We start from the raw sequence: 21,422 nt of genomic DNA, 5'->3' as shown, positions 1-21,422 counted from the left end.
TGAAGTTCGGTCAGCCATGTGCAGCCAAATTAAATCCCAATGAAATATACTTCCCTACTAACTGTCGCTTTTTTTTCTGCATTTGTACTATCCTTGCTGGGATGCAAAGCACCTGTCACTGTTCAACCTTATTCAGCCGGTGATATTTTAGTGGCGGCCCACCGGGCATACCACATACACGCGCCTGAAAATTCTTTGGAATCCATTAGACAATCCATGCAGAAGAACATTGATATTGTGGAAATAGATGTCCGCCGGACCGCAGATGATTCGCTGGTTGTGCTGCACGATGCTACTATAGACCGAACAACCACCGGTACTGGTGCGATCGAGTCATTGTACTGGAATGACATCAAAGATCTACCGTTATTGCACGATGGTCAGCCAACGGATGAGACGATTCCACTCTTGCGAGAAGCTTTAAGACTCGGAAAAAATAAGATTCTATTTGACCTGGATCTTAAAACCGAAAAAATTGAACTCGTCATGCAAGTCGTCGAACAGGAGCAGGCAGCTAAGAATGTTTTCTTTTTTGACAGCGACTGGGAAGTGTTGGAAAAAGTTCAAAGTAAACATCCCGACTGGTCACTCATGCCACGGGCATATGATGTAGAAATGGCAAAAAAGGCATATGAAAAATTCAAGCCCTGGGCCATCCATGTAGACCCATCCTTTGCGTCGGCAGAACTATCGGATTATTTCCACAGCCGTGGTGTTCATGTATGGATTAATGCGTTGGGAGACACCGACCAGGCTCTGCGGGCGGATCAAACAGGACCTTTAGAAAAATTATTACAAACGAAACCCAGTATCATCCAAACCGATTTGCCTCTAGCGATCCAACCCATCATAAAAGCCCGGGAAGTGAAGCCGTAATTATTTAGTCGCCTCCTCGAGCTATTCATTGCGGGGAGCCATTCTTTCATTGTGACCTCTCCGAGGTCAATCATATTACTTAATCTGGTTACTAACGTACTTGGGACCTCGCTGAGGTCTTTTGTGGTTAGGACTCTTAATCCGGGATGTATAAATCCTCAGCGTCGACGCTTTCAAAAATTGAAGATCAAACTATTTTAACCAAAAGTGGTGAAAATAACCCAATGCTATTACTTCCCCTTTTTTTGTTGAATTCCTCACACCGCGATGGGCTCAAGGAATTATCTCTAAAGAACAGGCCAAGAAATTGACCTACAGCGTAGGTCACAGTATGATAGCCCAAGACAAGCTCCCAAATAATCGACCTCAGCGAGGTCGCAAGGACCAGCAAGCCAAATGCATATGGTCGTTCTCTCTATGAGTATCAAAAACAAACATTTATTAATATCTTTGATATCGTAGAGAATATTTCTATACTTTCAGACACCACAGATCATAAAACACACACATGACCGATATAGTAATTATTTCTTCAAGCATCCGGGACGGACGAAAGAGTCATCGGGTTGCCCTTTTTTTCCAGCAATTCATCAAATCCAAGGGATACGAAACACCCCATATTTTGGATTTAAAGGATTACTCTTTTCCGCTATTCGAAGAAAGACTCGCGCGAATGACAGACCCGGAGCCAAAATGGGAAGAATTTGCAGGCCGAATAAATGGTGCTGATGGTGTGATTATCGTGACCCCGGAATACAATGGAGGATATCCAGCCAGTCTTAAAAATGCCATTGACTTTATGTACAAAGAATGGCATAGAAAACCAATGGCGCTGGCCGCCGTTTCAGATGGCCCCTTTGCAGGAACGCAAGTCATCATGTCCCTGCAATTTACCTTATGGAAAATCGGTGCCTGGACGGTGCCGGCAAGATATCATGTACCCAATGTCGATAAGACATACGACGATTCCGGCCGTTCTCTAAATCCGGAAATCACAGACAAACTAGCCGGGGCTTTTGTCGATGAACTCATGTGGTGCGTACAGGCCAAACAAAAAATGGACGAGAGTGAGAAGTCATGACCGATCCAGACGTATCGATTATCATCCCACACCGCAATCAAGTCCGGCAATTGCAAAGCTGCCTGGGGAGGTTGATCGAGCTGGGATATGACTGCCACGACATCATTGTGGTAGATAACGGCTCGACCGATTCATTGGACTTTATTTCGGATTATCCGGTTCAACTCCTCCATGCTGACAAAACTGCTTCACCCTACATCGCCAGAAATTTAGGCATCGATAGCACCGAAAATAACATCATTGCATTATTGGATGTCAATGCGTTGGTAGAACCGGGTTGGATGGAATCAGCGCTTGAGTTACTGAACCCCGATACCATTCTTGGAGGTTTGCCTCATCGACCAGACCCGCGGTCTCTCGATGCCTATCAACGGTTTGATTATTTGTACGCAGTCATCGACCCTGAGGAAGACCACCCCATCGCAGCCCTTCCTGCTACTAACTTATTTTTCTATAAAAGTCTGTGGACAGCCATCGGCCCCTTTCGAGAAGTTCGTTCTCTAGGTGACATAGAGTGGACCAAGCGAGCAAATGAAAGCGGTTATCAATTACTCGTCGATCCCGATGTTCAATTCAAATACCCGTTTAAATCCGGAAAGGCTTTTACGAAAAAATACCGCAGATTGGGCGGTGGAAAAGCTGAAAACAGATCCGTGCCCGCACCATTCTGGTATGTATTTAAAAATTTGCTTCCCCCTTCGCCCCATTTCGTTCGAAGAATGCATCACAAAAATATTCGGGAGAAAATGGGATTATCCCTGATTCAGGTTATTGCATTGTGTTATTGGGTAAAATTAAACTACGGTATTGGTGCAACGCGCTATTGGATTTTAAAGACCGCCCCTAGTCACGATGGATGACAATCCTCACAAAATTCAAACCGCCCAAATAGCACCTTTCTATTTTTTATAAAAAATCGCATATATTAGGACAACTTTATCCCCATTATCAGGTTACTATCTGTTCAAACGACTTTTTATTAAACCAAATATGAAATAGTATGAAGTATTTCCTCCCCATTTTGATCCTGATGCTAACCGTATGGTCCTGCCAATCTAATAGCAATACGGACGAAAATCATGGTACTCATCAGGAGATGTCACATGAAAAGAATGATATGGCTTCGCACAGCGATGACCACGATCACGATGCCATGCACGATACTTCACTCAAACTCAATGACGGCAAGAAATGGCAATTGGATGCGCCCACCAGAAAGAATGCCGACCACATCAAGTCGGTCACTGCCCAATTCCAGGATAGCAAGGCCACGACATTGGCAGACTTCAAAGATTACGGCAATGATATTCAGGAAGGACTAAACCAAATGATCCGGGAATGCACTATGACAGGTGCTGATGATGAAGCCTTACACCAATGGTTTTTTCCGATCATGGGCAACACAAGTCAGATCGCAAAAACGGATGATCTGGAAACGGCGAAGCATTCAAGTCACGAAATTATCGAACGGGTTCATGAGTTGGATCAATATTTTGAATAATCAAGGAGAACTATCTTTGGTTCAGCTCATTAGTTAGCAATTGATCCAGTAAATACGTACCATTCAGGACTTTTTCCATAAGGTCCTGAACAACGTAATAATACTGATTACTGGCTTCGAATCCGATGCGAGCGTCCAATTTCACCAATGCGACCATTTCAACAGCTGTTTGGATCTCCGCTTGGAGGGCATTCTCCATCCTCCGGAGTTCTTCCATGCCTCCTCCATTCAAATGATTATCTCTGGCGATGATAAAACGGCATTGATTGGCTACCGAACGAAAATGCAATCCGGCGGCCTTGGCTATGGCGAAATCAGCCACTGCTACTCCCCGCTTATCGGGAGATGTACGGTCCATTAATGATTCCATGTCACGGAGACCTTTCTCCCATCCATCAGCCAGTTTTTGGAACTGATCAGCAAACGCGGTCCGGGAATAGGGCCCCCGCCATCCATCCAGATCGTCATACGGTAGGCCAACCATGGTAGCCTTGTAGCCGGTGGGAGTCAAATACAACAAATTGGATGCGCCGTATTGCTGGGGAGCGTTATAGACCGTATTTATATCATATGGAAATTCCTGAAAAGCGGCACTAAATGCCGCCCAGGCTTGGCGCGCCCAACGCATTCCTTCTGGCCCATACCGTTGTTCAGCCAATTGATCAAGCGCCGCATTTTTTGTCAGACCGGGATTCAGATTGAACATCTGAGCCAATTCCAGATTGGGTGACGGATAACCACCCAGAGACCAACTCAGCATATATCCATTCAATCCGGCACCGGCTAATCGAGACAGATGTTCTGCATTCAGATCCAGGACCGGTAACCAGGGAACAGCAGATAGTTCCCAAGTGTTATTTAACTGCATCTTGGCGACGGTTTTCAATCCACGTTCCTGCGCAACTTTCCAATGATTTTGTGCGCGCGGCCCCGGACCAACTACTGAGATGGAGTATTCCCCAACTTTTGCTTCTACGCCGCCCCGTTGAAAAGGTGTTTTCCATTCACTGGCTGACATTACCCAAATGTCCTTGGGTAATCGTCTTATAATTTCAGAGCCGTCACCGTGACTGTACCACCCCCAGTCCCACGCAATAACCTTTGCATCGGGTGCACTTTGATGAACGCCTTTTTCAATGGCCTTGTTTACATCAGCGATAAGATCCGCATATTCTCGCTTACTGCATCGCGGACAATTTTCCTGAAGATTGTGAGAAGCACAGCTGGTCAGATTCTCAGAAGCAGTAATGGTAAAAACCCCACCCAACCCCGGCACTTTTTGAAAAACATGGGACAATGAATGGGATAACCAATCCAACACCTCTTTTGTACTGGTACACATGGTCATAAAATCCCCTTTGCGAACACCCTGAATGCTTTTACGATCGTCAAAAAAGGAAACAGGCATCGCCCGTGGTTCGTTCATATACAAATAAACAGATATCCCATACCGGGCGGCGCGATCCACGAGATTCTTTAGATTACGAAGTCGCACATTGCTCCCGGCGCCGAGTTCCGGATAAACGCCACCTACTTCTACCAACTGATTAAGAACCACGTGCAACCAAACGCCATTGACTCCATGGGAGGCCAAACGAGCCAACAGACCATCCGGGTAAGGATCGAGTTCAGGGTTCGTTAGCGGATCACCAAACACACCAAAATAAGAATAGATAAACCTCAAACCTTCATCTTTCTTTCCCCGTACGGTCGGGACACCCTTGGTATTCTTCAAATGATCAATAAAATCAAACCGCGGCACCCCCGGCGTATCCACATCCGGAAAATATTTCTTGACAAGTCGACGGATGTGATCTGCTCTGGCCTTTTCTTCTGAAGTAGGCTGGGTGTAATACACCGGGGCACAGTCTGGTTTTAGACTCCCAAGTTTGATGTATAAAAAATCATCTTCTTTTAGTGCGACCGATAGCTCATCTGCAGTCTTATCGAGGACAGTTAACAGTTGGTCATAGGGCAACAAGTGCCAATTACGCCGTACGACGGTGATGTACATCTGTTCATCATAGGTGTTTGGAACTTTAATCGACGGCGGAAGCCCCATCGATTCACCCAATTCTTCCACCTCTGTCACAGTGCATTGCAATGCTTCAGCGATCCGCTCAAGAGGAACCAGATTCCAGTTTCGCCATACGACAGCATAGGCTTTATTGGGAAAATACGGCACATCCAGGGCAGGCGGATGACTGCCAACAGGCAGCGTAATCTGTCCCTGCAAGCTACACCCTGCCAACAATAGTACAATGAAAATTGCTATTCTCCTCATACGGTGTGTTCAGCGTTTCCACACGAAGCATTAACTATTCCGGAGTGGGCTTCATGTACTTTGATTAATAAAACAAGCTATGGTCACTCCACCAATCTCAATTGTCCTTTGGACACTTTCTCCAATTTAAATTCGTCAAACAACTCGCCCGTTGTCGTATAAGACCGGAACGTCAGTTCATCGCCTTCGATATCCAATACCTGGTACAACTGAATATTGTCTCCCATTTCCTGCATCCAGGATTTTTGTTCATCGACCTCATACTGTTTGGGGCCACTGACCGAAACCACATACATTGTTCCGGAGTGTCCGGGGGTTTGTTCCCCCGCAGCAAGCATGCCCCGTCCATAAGCATGATCATGTCCCTGAAGCACGATGTCTACGCCATATTTTTCAACTAATGGCATAAATGCACGTCGGATTTGCGGATTATCCCGGCTTGCCTTGGTGCTATAAAAGGGTTGGTGCAGGGTTAACACAACCCATTTTTTATCTGTTTCCTGCAACACAGACTCGAGCCACCTGGCCTGCACTTTTCTGAGCTTTCGGTCTTTTTCACTGGTTGTACCATCCAGAGAAATAACACGTACAGCCGGGTAATCGATGTAATAACAAGCGCCTTCCAATTCTTTATAGCCAGACGGACCGTTTTTCGGAAGTGTGAAATGCGTTTGCCACAATGGTGACAACATCGGATATTCATATTCATGATTGCCCGGGGTCATGATCGATGGAATCATTCGATGGATAAAGTCACCAGATGTATAGAAATCGCCCCATTCGCTATCGCTGTATCCCCTGTTCACCAAATCCCCCGCATACAATAAAAAGGATGCATCAGGAGCCGATCTAAAAGCCTGACGAATGGTCCGTGACCACTGACTGCGAAGGTCACTTTGGGGATCCCCAAAGTAAATAAATGAAAACGGAGAAGATGGATCCGGATCGGGAAGATCAAAATGTATCCATTCGCTCCAGCCCGCTGTCCGGCTACCCACCCGATACATGTATTTTGTGCCCGCCGCCAGGTTTTCCAGTTTCACGCGAAAACTCTTATAAATACCGGTATGATTATCATACGTCACGGTATCCACTCGGGATATTGCACCCCGAATCGTTCCGGTCTCTTCATCGGTCACCGGATGGGGGGTAGCTGGCTGAATTTGCACAAAGCTCTCGTTCACGGATACCGGACACCGCCATGTAATAGCAATACCGGACACACCGTCCTCAAGTGGATTAATAAAAATTCGATCGGGAATGGTAAACGACTGTGCAACTACCAAGCTGATACAACAGCTCAGTATAAATCCTAAATAATATTTTATTTTTTTCATAATTGATTTACTTTTCTACTAATCGACTGCCTTTTTCAAGCTTCTCCAGAGTAAATGAATCAAATAATTCTCCATCTGTGGTATACGCTTTATAATGCAGTTCATCTCCCTCTATTTCGATGACCTGGTAAAGTTGTATGTTTTCGCCGCGCTTTTGCATCCACTTATCATGACCGACCTCATAAACCTTAGGTCCGCTCAATGATACCACGTACATGGTTCCTTGGGTGGATGGACCATCAGCGATTTCATCCAACATCCCCCGACCATACCCATGATCATGTCCCTGTAAAATCAAATCCACCCCGTACTCATCCACCAAGGGTTTAAAAGCTTTTCGCAACTTGGGGTTGTTCCGCCTTGGGTTGGTATGAAAAAAAGGATAGTGCATGGTCATCACAACCCATTTTTGGGTGGTCTCTTCCAACAAATTTCGTAACCAGTTCACCATTGCCAAACGATACTCGGGGTTCTCATCGATTTGCTCCCCATCCAATGAAATCACCCGAACTGCAGGGTAATCAATGTAAAAGCAGGCGCCTTCCAATGCTTTAATCCCTTCTGGTCCATTGGCTGGCAACTCAAAATGTGACCGCCACAACGGTGTCAGGATCACATCGGTATATTCATGATTACCTGGTGTCGAAATGGACGGAATCATGCGGTGTATAAAACTACCAGCTTCATACCAATCCTTCCATTCAGCATCGTTGTATCCATTGTCCACCAAATCACCTGCATACATGATAAAATCAGAATGCGGGGCCGTTTTGTACGACTCTCTAATAACTCTCGACCATTGGCTCCGAAGATCATTTTGAGGATCCCCCAGATAAATGAAGGTCAGGGTCGAATCCGGATGCCCGGGAGACATTGTAAACTGGATCCATTCGCTCCATCCTCCGGCATGCCCACCTACGCGATACATATACATTTCTCCGGGCGTTAAACCGGTCAAGGCCACACGGCAACTGGTTACATAAGATTCCACGCCTTTGTAGTCTACGGTATCCGTCCGGCTCATTGCTTTTTGTTCATGATATACGGCGGCATGGTCTTTTCGCTTAGAATCCGCTTCGGCTTCCATTTTGACTGGATGTGGATGTGCTTCAGTCCATTGGATATACTGCTCATTATCGGGATTGAGGTTCCGCCATGTAATGGCTACTCCGGTGTGTCCCGACTCCAGCGGATTGATCATAATCCGCTGAGGAAGATTCTGGTTTTGGGCCTGACTTTCCGTATAATAAAAGAAGACCATCATAAAAAACAGCACACTTTTTACGCTACTCTTCAGTGATAATTTATGTTTCATTTGAATTAATTTTGCATTTAAATTCTCTATCTTTCCATAACTTCTGAACCGCTCAAACAATCCTACTTATTCTCCGCCAAATCGGTAATTACTGCCTGGCATATCATCGATCACACCAGAAGCGATCACTGATAAAATAAGAATTACAACAATCACCACCAGGCCAGTTCTGCGGAGCAAGGTATTAAATTCACCATCGGCCACTGGCCATTCAAAAGGACTTATTTCCAAATTCTGTGCATATATCAAGATAGCTACTGCCAATAAGTTCAATACAGTCAGTTCTTCCATAGAAACGGTATAATAACCAAACAATCCTGAAGTAATCAATTTCAATGCCTGGTACCAAAAACAGGTCACCAGAGTCGCCATAAAAACCAGGCGTCGTGTTGCACGTTGATGGAAAGTCTTCCTTGCCAGCACAAACAAACCAATCAGAGCTAGAAAAGATACGATTCCCATTTGAACATACACACCTGTGGCATACTGGTCGACCATGTCCACTCCGCTTCGTTCAGCCCAGCGTGTTATTTTACCCCATTCAAATGCATTTGTAATAGTCCACAACGGGATCAAAACAAAAAGTAGTAATGCGGACCATTTCATTGAGGCGGCGGAGCATCTAGGCATTTCTGGCCAACTTCGACTGTACACGCCATAAGCCAGACCCAAGCCACCAAAACTCCCAATACTGTATTCCATTACATTCCACCAATTGATGGCAATACCGGCATTGATGCCGGTCGCTTGCATAAAATTACCAAATGCAAATCCGAAGCCAGCCCCCAACATCGTCAACATTGCTACATACCAGGCATTTTTAAAACGATGCCGTAGCATGTACCACCCCATAGCAAATGCGGCTCCCAGGCAGGCCGCCCACAGCTCAGACCGCGGCGGCGTCATAAACCATTCCAACTGATAAATCAGAAAACCCCAGAACACAATTCCTCCGGCGACCATCTGCGTGAGCAATGGCGCCCACTCCGGTTTTTTCTTATTCCCGGATTCAAGCATCAAACCGGTAAATCCACCCCCCAGAAAGCCAAATAACCCGCCGATGACAAACAGAGAAAGCAAACCATATGAAGTATTGAGCAGATCACCGCTTTTTCCATAACCAACGACAGCTCCATAACTGATCATCCCTGTCATACCCCATCCGACAGCTCCCGCTGCGGCAATCGGCAACCAATTTTGTAGCCAATCTTTCCGGTTAGAAGCCAATAAAAGAGCCAGGATACCAATAGATCCGGCCCATGCTGCTCCGTATTCATGTCCAAAGCGACCTCGGATGGCCCAGGAAGCGCCCAGGGTCATCATCACAATTAAAATCGCAACATATTTTGGTTTCTTATTCTGGGGCATACTCGGTCGTTTTTGTATCTACATTATCATGAAAGATTCACCTTCGATTAGTTTGCTTCTTCAGCCAACGCCTTTAACTGTTCACCAGTTGCCTGATAGAAAGCTACCTTCTCACGCTGCCAGGTATAGACCACGGAAATCGTATCCCCCTGAGCGATAATTGAAGGATAAGAATATTCATCATCCGGTGGGCCAGTTTCGATATTGACTTTATATGGCCAGGTCTCCCCATTGTCTTCAGATACCGCTAAAGTAAGCGGAGATCGATCTCCCCATTGTTTGTGATCCGGATTGTAAGCCAAAACGAGATCCCCATTTGGCAATTTCACCAGATCTACCCCGCTATTTGGGTTAGGAAGTCCAATATCATAAATTTCAGACCATGTTTTGCCATTGTCTTTTGAGTCACTACGACCTATAAATCCAGATGTCGTCCGGACCAGCATGTGGACATTTCCAGGACTAGACTCCCACAATGTGGGCTGAATCGCTCCCCGTCCCGTGACTACACTGGTGTCCATAGGAACATATTCTTCAGCTGTCCAGGATTGACCATCATCTGTACTGCGATCAACAAATGAGCGCCACGATCCTTCTTCATGCGAAGCCGGTGCCAACCAATCTCCATTGCTGAGTACGATGGATTTGTTCTTCACCGGACCACGCCCACCCCGGTCTCCGGGAACCAACTCTTTCGCTTCGCTCCAGGTTTTGGCGTTATCTGTCGATACGGTATACCATGTTTCCCAGGTCGGAATCTCTTTCCCCACTTTAAAATAAAGAATGAGACGTCCATCGGGGGCTTTGAACAAAACGGGGTTCCAGTGGGGATCATTCCGAAGTTTCTCCAGTTCAATAGGCTCTGTCCAATTTCCGGGAGTCCCGGTCGACATCCAGATACCTACATCGTCATTTTTCTCTTCGGTCCCACCGAACCAAGCCACGGCATATTCCCCGTTTTCCATAAGAGCAACGGTCGAAGCATGGCACTGCGCAAATCCATCTGCCTGATCGAATACAAAATCCTTCACCGGCAGATCCATTTCATCGTCTTGGTCTGCAGTTTCTGAGTTGGAGCTTTGACAACCCGAAAAGAGCATCATAGTTAAAAAAATCATGCCTACCCACAGCGTTTTGGCCGTACTCCCTCCCGGTGACAAATCATTTGCATAGTGTTTCATAAAGTTTGATTTATTTCGTTAAATAATTAATTCACTACAGTTATAGTTTCTCCACAAACACCACCCAGTACCGGTGTACCTTCGTTCGTGTACTAATTTACAGCTGTTTCTCCCACTTCTGCCGTCTCAACGGTATATCTCCACATGGCCGCCACGCACCGGCGGTCAGTTTATAATTGAAAATTTGCACAATTGACCGCAATCTGGATTTCTTACCATTTATAATTTTTCTTTCGTACAATAGTGCACTGAAATGATATTTCATCAGTTGTTTTGGTTTGTTGCATCAGCACCAAAAAATCCACAGTCACGGCGCAGATGGCTGTTTACAGCACTTCATTTGCCTCGGAAAAATCTACGGCCCACCCAAATCATTCAAAAAGGTGACGCAGTAGTACCGGCTGCATCAGTGCCGTGTCTTATTTTAAATGCACCATTCGTCATCAGCGATCTACGGCTTTCCTACGCTCCATTACTTCCCGCCACGTAGTCAGTACAATTCCTTCATCTTCAATATATTTTTTCAACCGCGGATCTTTCATCGCCAGCATGTCTGCTCGTCGTCGGTCACCGGATGAAGAGATTTCACTGAATATTTCAGATGGTTGGGTACAATGCATAATAACCATGGTCAATCCTGGCTCCAGTTCATCAATAGTTTCTATGTATTTACGGGTATAAAAATCTTGCAAAACATCATCCGTGCGCTTCATATCATCTGGAATGTGCCAACCCGACACATTGTGCAAATCATCCAACACCGGCAACCCGGCGGCCCAAATCCGTTGACCAAGTACGGGGGCTAAGCTTAGTAAATCTGGCAAAGGAACTTCCATGCCTTTTTTATAAGTACCCTTCCTTTTCAAGTCTTTGATCACATCCTGCCGATAACTTTCTTTGAGATGTGATATATGTCCTCCTGGAAACATAACCGGGATTTTATATTCAGCACCAACTTTGATATATCTTTTTAAAAATTCTTCGTCAGCAAATAAAGTTCCCATGTGCGAATCCAGGTGGGTGGGTCGAAACCCCATCGTCAACGCGCGGTCAATTTGAGCACGGATTTCGGCTTCAACCTCGTCAGCTGTAGCATTTTCTACGACTTCCTGGACCGATCGCCACATTGCTCCTTGTTGGTCAACCAGACCTGGAACTGCTGGCTTTCCCATCAACGGGCCCCATCGGTATTTTTTCCATTCAGAGGTCAGCGTCAAATGGAGTCCGGCATCTACCCTGGGGTTCTGTTTGATGTATTCCACCATATCAGGCACCCAGGGACAAGGCATCATCACACTGCACGAGTTTGCGACACCTTCTTCCATCGACTTTATGGTTCCCTGATTGGAATCCCAGGACATCCCCGCATCATCCACATGTAGAATTAAAATTTTTTTCCCTGCCGGATAGCCTAGTTTTTCAGCATAGGTTCTCTTTTGCGCGTGTACAGTGGAACTGCTAAGTGCAAGACCGAGAATACATAAAAAAACAAATCCGCGGAGGGTTCGTTTTTGGGATGAATTTGCCCTCCGGGACTGTATGTGCATATATTCAGTGATCATAATTCTTTATTTTAAATTTCTCGGATTTTCCATATAAAAAAAGTACCCATCCTCAGCACCCACCAAAAGATCAGGAATCTGATCCTTGTTCCAGTCCACTACGGCCGGACTGGTCGAGTGGCCGGCAATTTTCACATCTGAAAGGCTCCCCTCATTGGAAAAATAAATCCTTCCTTCGTTTTCTCCCCGGTTTTTCAACCAAGTGACATTAATACTATTAATTAAAAGATCTTTTTTGCCATCACCATCCCAGTCCGTAAAACAAAGTTTTGTGCGACCACTTCCGCCGTACAGTCGGGTATTCAGCTGAAGCGGTCCGGGCATGCTATCTGTCACGGCCCCATTTGATCTGTATCCGCTGTAATCAGTTCCGTAAAAGATACGTTTTCCCGGCAGCAACACCAAGGCATCATTTTTCCGGGTTCGTTCAAAAAAGGCGAGATACCCTTCATGGTCAAGCATGATCAGATCGGTTAATCCATCTTCATTCCAGTCGATGGCATAAGGCGTGGTTCGCCATTGGGTAGCCAGTTCGTCGGATTCGGGATCCCACCAAAACCAGGATGGCTTGGGCGGTCCTGACGCTCCCCAGTCCACAGTCACTGATCGGGCCGGAGCCAGCTGGGGTTGTGTCCGCGTACCCACATTCTCATACCAGAGCACCTTGCCCCAGATCGAATTGACGATCAAGTCAGGTAAACCGTTTCCATTCCAGTCTGCTACAGAAAGTGTAGTATACCCCCACTTGGCTTCAGCAGGGCCTTGAATAGATCCGCTTTTTCCCGCCTGGATCCGTATGGTTTCTCCTCCGGCTTCCAGCAACACCGGCTCTGCCCATTTGGGCGGGTATCCACCATCCAGATTTTCGATAAAGCCAATATAGCCGGCGGTATTGCCTACGATAAGATCTTCATCACCATCGCCGTCCCAATCGACACTAAAAGGGGTCGACAGGGCACCAAATTTCACTTTATCTGATTTTTGTTTGAAGTAGTAGGGATCTTCAAAAACAGGCATATTGTTCATAATCTTACCGGTGTTTTTGAGATAAGCCACTCGGCCGTCTTCATCGCCGATAATCAAATCCATGTGACCATCGCCGTTCCAATCAATCACCGTCGGCATAATCATCTGGAGATCCATCTGAATGACCCCGTTATCATTTTCCAGGTAACGTCCCGCTGCATACTCGGGCTGCTCCCGACTACCTGTATTTTCAAACCAGGTCAGCTTATCCAGAAATTCTCCACAAATCAAATCCAAATCGCCATCACCGTCAAAGTCCGCAAAATTGGGCGAAGGTGCTCCATACACATCGATGACTTTACCACCGGCCTTTAACCGACCTTTGTTTACATATTTTCCGTCTTCATTTCTTATCCAGTACACATACCCGTGAAGTGGGCCATTCGTCCAGTTACCTGCTTCATCAAATGCATTGTCCCACCCATAATCACCCCAGTCATCAACTCCTACAATAAAATCCAAGTTGCCGTCTCCATCATAATCCACGTATTTCCATTGATTAAAGCGCGGTTTTTTCTTCGGGAAATCTTTGAGAATCTCTTCGACCGAGAACACCTCCTTTTCTTTCAAATCGCCCTGCTCAAGACCAGTCAGTTCTTTACCGGGGACCAACAATCTGGGATTCCCATCAACAAAAGACACCTCGATGTTCCGATGCTTTTCCGCAATCTTAACAGGGGGTTCAAATACCGGATACTCCACGCTCCCTTCTTTATTCTCAAAAAAATAAATCCCGCTAAAAGGATGATCCGGGCAAGATACCACCAAATCCAAATCGCCATCCCCATCGAAATCCATGGGCAGGGGAATGGCCCACAACCCTACCCCGAGATCTACCGTGATGTTCGGATTATGATAACCAATTCTGTTTAACTCATTTGGAGACCAATCCCGAGGTGTCATATTCTCTTCCTGCACTTTCAGACAACCGCCACAGATAAAAAGCATCAACAGGATCCAATTATAGCGTAAGAACCTTTTGTATTTTGCCCCGAAATTCATGTTAAGTTCTCTTTTCATATCAGCACATAAAATTGATAAGATAAATTGATATGAAATATACTAATTTTCGCTATTACAGATAGTATATTATCCTTGCAAGGCTATTATGAGCTGAACAACAGGTTCGTAGGCGGATACAAAATGATTCAATCCACCACCTCACATCTTATATCTCCGATTTAATAGCATATGATCGAGATTCCGTGGGATACGTGGGTTAAACGAAATGAACCCCTGAATGGAGGATTGTATAAAGTTATACATACAGTGCTATTATCAATTACTCAAAAAAATCGAACTTTATATCCTTAGTCATCACATGGACCGCCCTAAAATCCTGACTGGCACTAATCTGATGTATTATCTTTGGGGGGATAATAAAACTATCGCCCGGTTTGAGGACATGTTTTGTTTGAGCCAGTGACAAAACGCATTCTCCTTCCAGCATCACCAGGACAGACTCAACGGACGCACGATGCTTCGGCAAAAGTGCTCCTGCTTTAGCTGCCATTTGTTTGGCTGTAAATTTATCTCCTTTGGCTAATAGCTTTACATTGGGATTGGTGACCTTTTTCATGATGAATATTTAATGATGTCTGAGAAAGTAATAGATTCAATATAGCCAAATATATTCTTTTTAGAAAATGCTGGGTGTCCTGGCAGCAGGTCTGACAGAGCAATTGAAAATTTGGCGGTTGAAACCAGCTTGCCCCATATGGAATTTGGGGCTGCTACAGGGGCTACTCCTACTGCTCATCAAGGGGGTATCTCTATCGTTAGCAATTCGTTCCAATGAAGTTCTGGGAGAGACGAACAATTCTGATGGATTGATTCCAGCACCCTTCACCAGTACAAACCACTGTACCCCTGTAGCGGCGAATTTATTCGCCGGCTAATTCACTGATCTGTAATCTCCAGGATGGGGTGCCCTACACTTCCACTGGGCATTTGTATTTTGAGTAAGGCAGCTAAGGTTGGTGCAATGTCCGTCATGCCAATAAGCCGATGGGTCTGTCCTTGCGTTACATTCCATCCCATCCAAACCAACGGGATATGTGAATCAAACGGATACCACAACCCATGGTCTGTACCTTTTTCAGAGGCTTGCCAGCCGGGCTGAGGCACAATAACCACATCACCACCGCGCTGTGCATTGTATCCATTAATAAACCGAGCTTTCATAGGTTCAGCCCAGGGTGCTGTGCCCAACTTACGAGTCGGCCAGGCATTGGCTATGCCATCCTGCTCACGCAAGATACGCACTATATCAGTCATAAGCTGATCTTCATCAACATTACTTCCTGCTGCATGGATTTCTTCCCAATTTAGGTACAATTCCGCATTTTGCGCTGACTCTATTACGTGATTAACTCCATACTTTTCCTTGACAAACTCATTGATTTCATGAAGAAATTTAAAACTAAAAACACCAGTTGGTAATTGATTCTCCTTCAAAAAACCAGATGACTGGGAAGTTCCGTGATCTGCTGTGATAAAAAACAAATAACCATCTCTGCCAAAACGTTCATCGAGATAATCAAAAAACGCAGCAAAATCCTGATCCAGACGCAGATACATATCTTCAATCTCAATGGCATTGGTCCCTACCCGATGACCAAGACCATCCGGTGCACTAAAACTAATTGCAAGCAAATCTGGGAATTCGTCTGTCCCAAGATTTTCGCCATCAATAGCGGCTTTGGCCAAATCAAATAAGATAGAATTACCATAAGGGTTGGTTCGGATCGCGCCATAATCATCCAGACGATCGCTATAATCATAGGGAAATACGGGCTCATCCTTCCCGATAAGCGTACGCTCGTAAGGTTTATTATCTTCTGTGCTTTGGACATAGGTCTCGATGGGATACAGCGTCTCCCAGTTGTTTTTCAAATACCTGCCGGCATGATTTTGTGCATTGAACGCTTGAAGCCACTGTGGCAGTACTGAAGTATAATAGGTGCTCGTGATAAAGTTACCTGTTCCGTTGTGGTACCAATAAGAGCCATCGGACAGATGTCCTCCAGGCAAAATAGCACCGCGGTCTTTGAGCGATATTCCGATAACTTTACTTTTGAAGTTATTGGACAATTTGAGCTCATCGCCTATAGTGGTGGTTAACAAGTGGTGAGGAGATCGCGAGGTGCTAGCCTGATCCGTTCCTACGCTCGATACCGTAGAATCCTCCACGCAATTGACTTCTTTTCGTATCGATCGATCGTACCAGGTATTTCCTACGATGCCATGAATAGCTGGTACACTTCCCGTATATACGCACGTATGACCCGGCCCTGTAGCAGTTAGACTGTAATTTATCTGTGTATTCTCACATGCAAATCCCTCCCGCAGTAAACGCTTAAATCCGCCATCGGTAAAACGATCCTGAAATCGATAAAGGTAATCCCAGCGCATTTGATCAACCACCGCACCAATGATTATTTTGGGGTTCTGTCCTGGTTCTTGTGCTTTGCTTCCAGGAAGAAAAACAAGTATACTAAAGAAGGTGAATAGAGTATGACGCAATCTTAACAACACTGATTTGGTTTTTTCAATAAGAGCAATGCCCCTGATAGCTTGGCTAACGGGGGCATTGTCCAATAGTATGATAGAAGTTATCTAAAAAAAATTTACTTTTTATCCGTTATCTCCAATATCGGCTGACCAATGCTTCCACTGGGCATCTGAATTTTCAACAGTGCAGCCAAAGTAGGCGCTATATCGGTCATCCCCACAAAACGGTTCGTATAGCCCGGCTCGATATTCCATCCCATCCACACCAAGGGAAGGTGGGCATCATAAGGATACCAAAGTCCGTGGGTCGCCCCATTCATGGAGCCCCCTTTCCAACCAGACTTCAGGACAAACATCACGTCACCACCCCGCTGTGCATTATATCCTTTGATAAACCGGCTTTTTATAGGCTCTGGCCAGGGTGCTGTCCCAAGTTCTCGTGCCGGCCAGGCATCATTCACACCCGGATCCTTTTTCAGTTGTTCAGCAACAAAATGCATTAATTCACTGCGGTCTACGTCCTTGTTTTGTTTTTCAACATTTTCCCAATTCAGGTAAACCTGAGCGCTACTGGTTGCTTCGACAATATCATCAATGCCGAATCGATCACTCACTGCTTTATTCACCGCTGCATTTAAACCACTGCCATAGACTCCGGTCGGCAGGTTGTGTTCATCCAAAAATCCAGGGGAATGCGACACACCATGGTCCGCTGTAATAAAGAACAAATACCCATCCCGGCCATACCGGTCGTCGAGGTATTCAAAAAGCTCTGCAAATTCCTGATCAAGACGTAAATACATGTCTTCAATCTCAATTGCGTTTGGTCCTACCGTGTGCCCCAACGCATCCGGCGAGCTAAAGCTAATGGCAATCATATCTGCAAATTCTCCTTTCCCTAAATTTTCTCCTTCGATCGCAGCTATAGCCGCCTTCATCGTAAGCGAGTTTCCGAAGGGTGAGGCGTAGATATCACCCGGTTTGGCATTGGCTTTACCATAATCATAAGGGAAAGTGGCCGTTTTCTTACCGATCATCTTATTTTCATACGGCTTATCGTCTTCCGTGCTTTGTTCGTAGGTATCTATGGGATAAAGCGTCTCCCAACTTTTCTTTGCATATTCCTGGGATAGTTTCTGGGCATTAAATTCTTTCATCCACTCCGGCAATTCATCCATAAAGTAGGTACTGGTTACAAAATTTCCCGTACTCTTATCCCACCAATAGGACCCATCAGATAGATGGCCTGCAGGTAATATAGCGCCCCGATCCTTGAAAGAAACACCAACCACCTTACTTCTAAAATTATTGGAGAGCTTCAGCTCATCACCGATTGTGGTCACCAGAAGATTCCGGGGGGATTGAGACGGCCCGCTATGGGGTGCACCAATGGTTTGAACGGTGGTGTCCTCCACGTTATTTATACTTCGCTTGATGGATCGGTCGTACCAACTATTGGACACTATTCCATGTATAGCAGGCACACTCCCGGTGTATACACAGGCATGGCCGGCAGCTGTCACCGTCGGACTGTAATTAATATGTGCATTTTCACAGGTAAATCCTTCCCGGAGCATTCGTTTGAAGCCACCATCGACATATCGATCCTGATACCGATACAGATAATCCCAGCGCATTTGATCTACGACTACCCCGACAATCAGTTTGGGATGGTCCGTGTTACGTTTGTTCTGACCAAAAGCAGGAATGGACACTGCAAATAACAGCAGGAGCACGAATCCTTTTAAAAAGTTTCTTTTCAACATTATGTTAATTTTTTACAAAAGTCCGCTTCCATCCTGGAGAAACGGGCAAATAAAGAAATATGAGTTAATATGTGACATAATGAGTGGACCATAGTACCCCATTTAAACTCCTGTAATCCTAAAGGGAACTGAATTTGGGGTGTAATGATTCTATCTCAGAACTGACACGAAAAATCAATATAGCTAATAAGAAGGATAATTCATAAAATCGAAAATCACTTCCTTGTACAAAATCCGAACTTCAGTCACAGCATCCTAAATTTTTCTCGCTATATTGAGCGGATGGTTTAATTTTTACCACCAAAAAAATTCGCTCGAGTCCGGGGGATGAACCTAATCATACCGGCAATGGTGCCCCCCGGATGAGGTCGAGCGAAAGATTTTTAAATTATCCGTTGATATCTTTTTATTCGCTGGATTCCGGAACGATAACCTGAAGGTATCGGCCCATCCAATAAGGTAACAGATATTCATCTCCGGCGAGCTGAGTCATTCCATTTCGACCTCCATCGAGATCAAAAGGGTTGGAATTGTGCCTAATCGCATGGCGCTCAGCAGGCGAAATCAAGGTTTTTGTAGATTGTTCCCGAAAATTTGATTCGAGAAATTCCAGGTCTTTGCGGTGTGAATTCTTCATCGTCCACCGGATCTGATCCAAGGGGTATTCTTGTAGATGCCACTTGACCGATTCCACGTCAATATCCCCTGAAGTTCCATACGCTATAACACTCCACAACGCATTTCGTTCAGGTTTTTCAATCGCCCAGTGATCAGAAATCACATCAGCATAGATGGTTTTCAATTCACTGTTCGGAGCAAAATGATATAAAATCCAATAGGTTAAAAATGCCATCTCGTCATCAGAGTGATTCCAGCCGCCCTCTCCCATATTATGGCCTTTATAAAACACATTGGGTGTGCTTTGAATATGAGCCACCGGGATTTTTATATTCTCCAGATACCCATGCTCTTCAAAGAGTCGTTCTCTTTCCGTGGTATAAATATCTTTACCCGTCAATGCATGTGCCAACTGCAATCCCGCTGTGATGGTCGTACTTCCCAGTTTTCGGTCAACAACAGATTTGGGATAACTATTAATATACGTCGGATTCCATCGCCCCCACAATGTTGGTTTTTCATCCACATCGACCAGGTAGTAATCATTTCGAATAATGTGCATCATGATCGCATCGATAAAGTTAGCCACGCGTTGATGTTCCTGTGGATTAAGATCAAGGTATTGGTGCATTATACCTGCCACCCAGATGTAAGCCACAAACTCATCACTGCTGGTATGACCTTTCCATTCCCATCCTTCCTCGGGGCTGTCCCGCCATCGATCAGGATCAGAGACCTTGTAACCCGCACGCTCGAAAGTCCGCGAAGGAAAACCTTCCAATTCATTGATGGACAACAAGCGTTCAAATGCTTCAAAAGACTCCATGGCATTGGATCGCGCCTGCGATTCGCCCGTTGTGGCATAACGAAAAACTTCACTTCCCAGATAAAAGGAAGTCCATAGTCCGTCATTATCGGTATCGACCATTTCCATGGTGGTTACATCACCCGGTTTTTTAAAATGAACTTCTCCGATCAATCCATATCTCAGATGACGTTTTCTGGTTTCGTCCAGAAAATAAGCCGCCTTATCTGCCAAGGTCATTGGCTTGAAATCTATTTTTGAAACACCCGATGAAGTCAGCACGTAGGCATTGCCATCTGAATCATGTGTCACATCATAAACAACATCCTCCCACAACCACCGCTTTGAAGCATAGTATCTAAAGTTATTGCCATCGGTCGTACTAAAAACTCCATGATCAGAACCCATCCAGACCACCCCCTGATGGACCGCCATTGAAACAGCAGGCAACACAGGAAGTTTATTCTGCAGTGGAGAAATCGTTCGCCCGTTGGCACGATCCACCACATAGAATCCTGACTCATTGGCAACATACAATAGGTCTTTATCAAAAGCCCAGGCAGTTATTTTAGAATCGGTGATTACCGGTTCAAAACGACCATCCTGATAGCGATTGATGCCGAAACGTGTCTTGATGTAAAAATCTTCTTCATACGCTTTGACCTCTTCTATGGCATCAGACTCTCGTCCGGTAGTCGATGACTCCTCTTTAACCAGTTGAAAACCATGATCTCCGGCCAAAAGAACTGCGCCGGAATTATTTACGGCCATCTTGGAAAATTGACCGGAGCCAAATTTCCCATAGGGCTTACCCGCATGGGTATTGGAAAGGAACCGATCATTGTAAAGATAGTACAACTCTTTGGTCGGACTTTGAACGGCTACATCCACCGGAATTTTATGTTGAAGAGGCCGATATTGCCGGTTTTTTACTAACTTCCCAGCCAACAGAATATAGAGGCCATTTTCTTTAAGAACATACACATTATTGTCTCTGTCTACTAAAAGACGATCCCCCCGATCTGCCTGAGTATCATCCACAAAGGTATACTTGACAGACACAGGCTGTAAAAAAGCAGTATCTGGAAAAGATTGCCCCATCAGGTTCATGCTCAGGAACAAAAAACAGATGCATATTCCGACAAACTGACTTTGCATAGTTTTTGAAACATTTTTATGAGTCTTCAAA

General features: G+C 45.3%; 15 protein-coding genes. 4 read left to right on the top strand and 11 right to left on the bottom strand.

What is annotated here, in order from left to right; genetic code table 11:
- Positions 1 to 39 precede the first annotated feature (39 nt).
- From KUV50_RS01530 to KUV50_RS01515, 4 genes are all read left to right on the top strand, one after another.
- Entirely contained in the window at positions 40 to 876 is an 837-nt protein-coding gene (locus KUV50_RS01530; RefSeq protein ID WP_222578318.1) for a glycerophosphodiester phosphodiesterase family protein, read from the top strand.
- 508 nt (positions 877 to 1,384) lie between these two features.
- Positions 1,385 to 1,957 carry an NADPH-dependent FMN reductase gene (locus KUV50_RS01525; protein ID WP_222578317.1) on the top strand — a complete coding sequence of 191 codons (573 nt, stop codon included), beginning with the start codon at positions 1,385 to 1,387 and terminating at the stop codon, positions 1,955 to 1,957.
- Positions 1,954 to 2,817: a glycosyltransferase family 2 protein gene (locus KUV50_RS01520; protein WP_222578316.1), complete on the top strand. Its 864-nt coding sequence runs from the start codon at positions 1,954 to 1,956 to the stop codon at positions 2,815 to 2,817. Before KUV50_RS01525 ends, KUV50_RS01520 begins: the two co-directional genes overlap by 4 nt.
- A 140-nt stretch (positions 2,818 to 2,957) precedes the next feature.
- A complete protein-coding gene (locus KUV50_RS01515) occupies positions 2,958 to 3,458 on the top strand; it encodes a hypothetical protein (protein WP_222578315.1) in 501 nt (166 codons plus the stop codon).
- 10 nt (positions 3,459 to 3,468) lie between these two features.
- Here the strand turns inward: KUV50_RS01515 and KUV50_RS01510 are convergent, their stop codons facing one another.
- From KUV50_RS01510 to KUV50_RS01460, 11 genes are all read right to left on the bottom strand, one after another.
- On the bottom strand, positions 3,469 to 5,742 hold the full coding sequence (locus KUV50_RS01510) for a hypothetical protein (protein WP_222578314.1): 2,274 nt from the start codon (positions 5,740 to 5,742) through the stop codon (positions 3,469 to 3,471).
- A gap of 83 nt (positions 5,743 to 5,825) precedes the next feature.
- Positions 5,826 to 7,079: a purple acid phosphatase family protein gene (locus tag KUV50_RS01505; RefSeq protein WP_222578313.1), complete on the bottom strand. Its 1,254-nt coding sequence runs from the start codon at positions 7,077 to 7,079 to the stop codon at positions 5,826 to 5,828.
- A gap of 7 nt (positions 7,080 to 7,086) precedes the next feature.
- On the bottom strand, positions 7,087 to 8,394 hold the full coding sequence (locus tag KUV50_RS01500) for a purple acid phosphatase family protein (protein ID WP_222578312.1): 1,308 nt from the start codon (positions 8,392 to 8,394) through the stop codon (positions 7,087 to 7,089).
- Positions 8,395 to 8,460: 66 nt separating this feature from the next.
- Complete coding sequence (locus KUV50_RS01495; RefSeq protein ID WP_222578311.1) at positions 8,461 to 9,762, bottom strand: hypothetical protein; 1,302 nt, start codon at positions 9,760 to 9,762, stop codon at positions 8,461 to 8,463.
- A gap of 47 nt (positions 9,763 to 9,809) precedes the next feature.
- A complete protein-coding gene (locus KUV50_RS01490; RefSeq protein ID WP_222578310.1) occupies positions 9,810 to 10,943 on the bottom strand; it encodes a sialidase family protein in 1,134 nt (377 codons plus the stop codon).
- A gap of 443 nt (positions 10,944 to 11,386) precedes the next feature.
- Positions 11,387 to 12,505, bottom strand: a complete 1,119-nt coding sequence (locus KUV50_RS01485) for a polysaccharide deacetylase family protein (protein ID WP_222578309.1) — start codon at positions 12,503 to 12,505, stop codon at positions 11,387 to 11,389.
- A 6-nt stretch (positions 12,506 to 12,511) separates the two neighbouring features.
- Positions 12,512 to 14,551, bottom strand: a complete 2,040-nt coding sequence (locus KUV50_RS01480) for an FG-GAP repeat domain-containing protein (RefSeq protein ID WP_222578308.1) — start codon at positions 14,549 to 14,551, stop codon at positions 12,512 to 12,514.
- 262 nt (positions 14,552 to 14,813) lie between these two features.
- Entirely contained in the window at positions 14,814 to 15,110 is a 297-nt protein-coding gene (locus KUV50_RS01475; RefSeq protein ID WP_222578307.1) for a cupin domain-containing protein, read from the bottom strand.
- 320 nt (positions 15,111 to 15,430) lie between these two features.
- Entirely contained in the window at positions 15,431 to 17,068 is a 1,638-nt protein-coding gene (gene pafA / locus KUV50_RS01470) for an alkaline phosphatase PafA (RefSeq protein WP_222578306.1), read from the bottom strand.
- A gap of 92 nt (positions 17,069 to 17,160) precedes the next feature.
- A complete protein-coding gene (gene pafA, locus KUV50_RS01465; RefSeq protein ID WP_222578305.1) occupies positions 17,161 to 18,810 on the bottom strand; it encodes an alkaline phosphatase PafA in 1,650 nt (549 codons plus the stop codon).
- A gap of 406 nt (positions 18,811 to 19,216) precedes the next feature.
- Positions 19,217 to 21,391, bottom strand: coding sequence for a DUF2070 family protein (locus tag KUV50_RS01460; RefSeq protein WP_222578304.1), 2,175 nt, complete (start codon positions 21,389 to 21,391; stop codon positions 19,217 to 19,219).
- Positions 21,392 to 21,422 lie beyond the last annotated feature (31 nt).

Origin of the sequence: Membranihabitans marinus, from assembly GCF_019802045.1 — a bacterium.
In the GTDB taxonomy this organism is placed as follows: Bacteria; Bacteroidota; Bacteroidia; order Chitinophagales; family Saprospiraceae; genus Membranihabitans; species Membranihabitans marinus_A.
The sequence above is the reverse complement of the archived record's forward strand: the minus strand, read 5'-3'. Positions and strand labels throughout refer to the sequence as shown.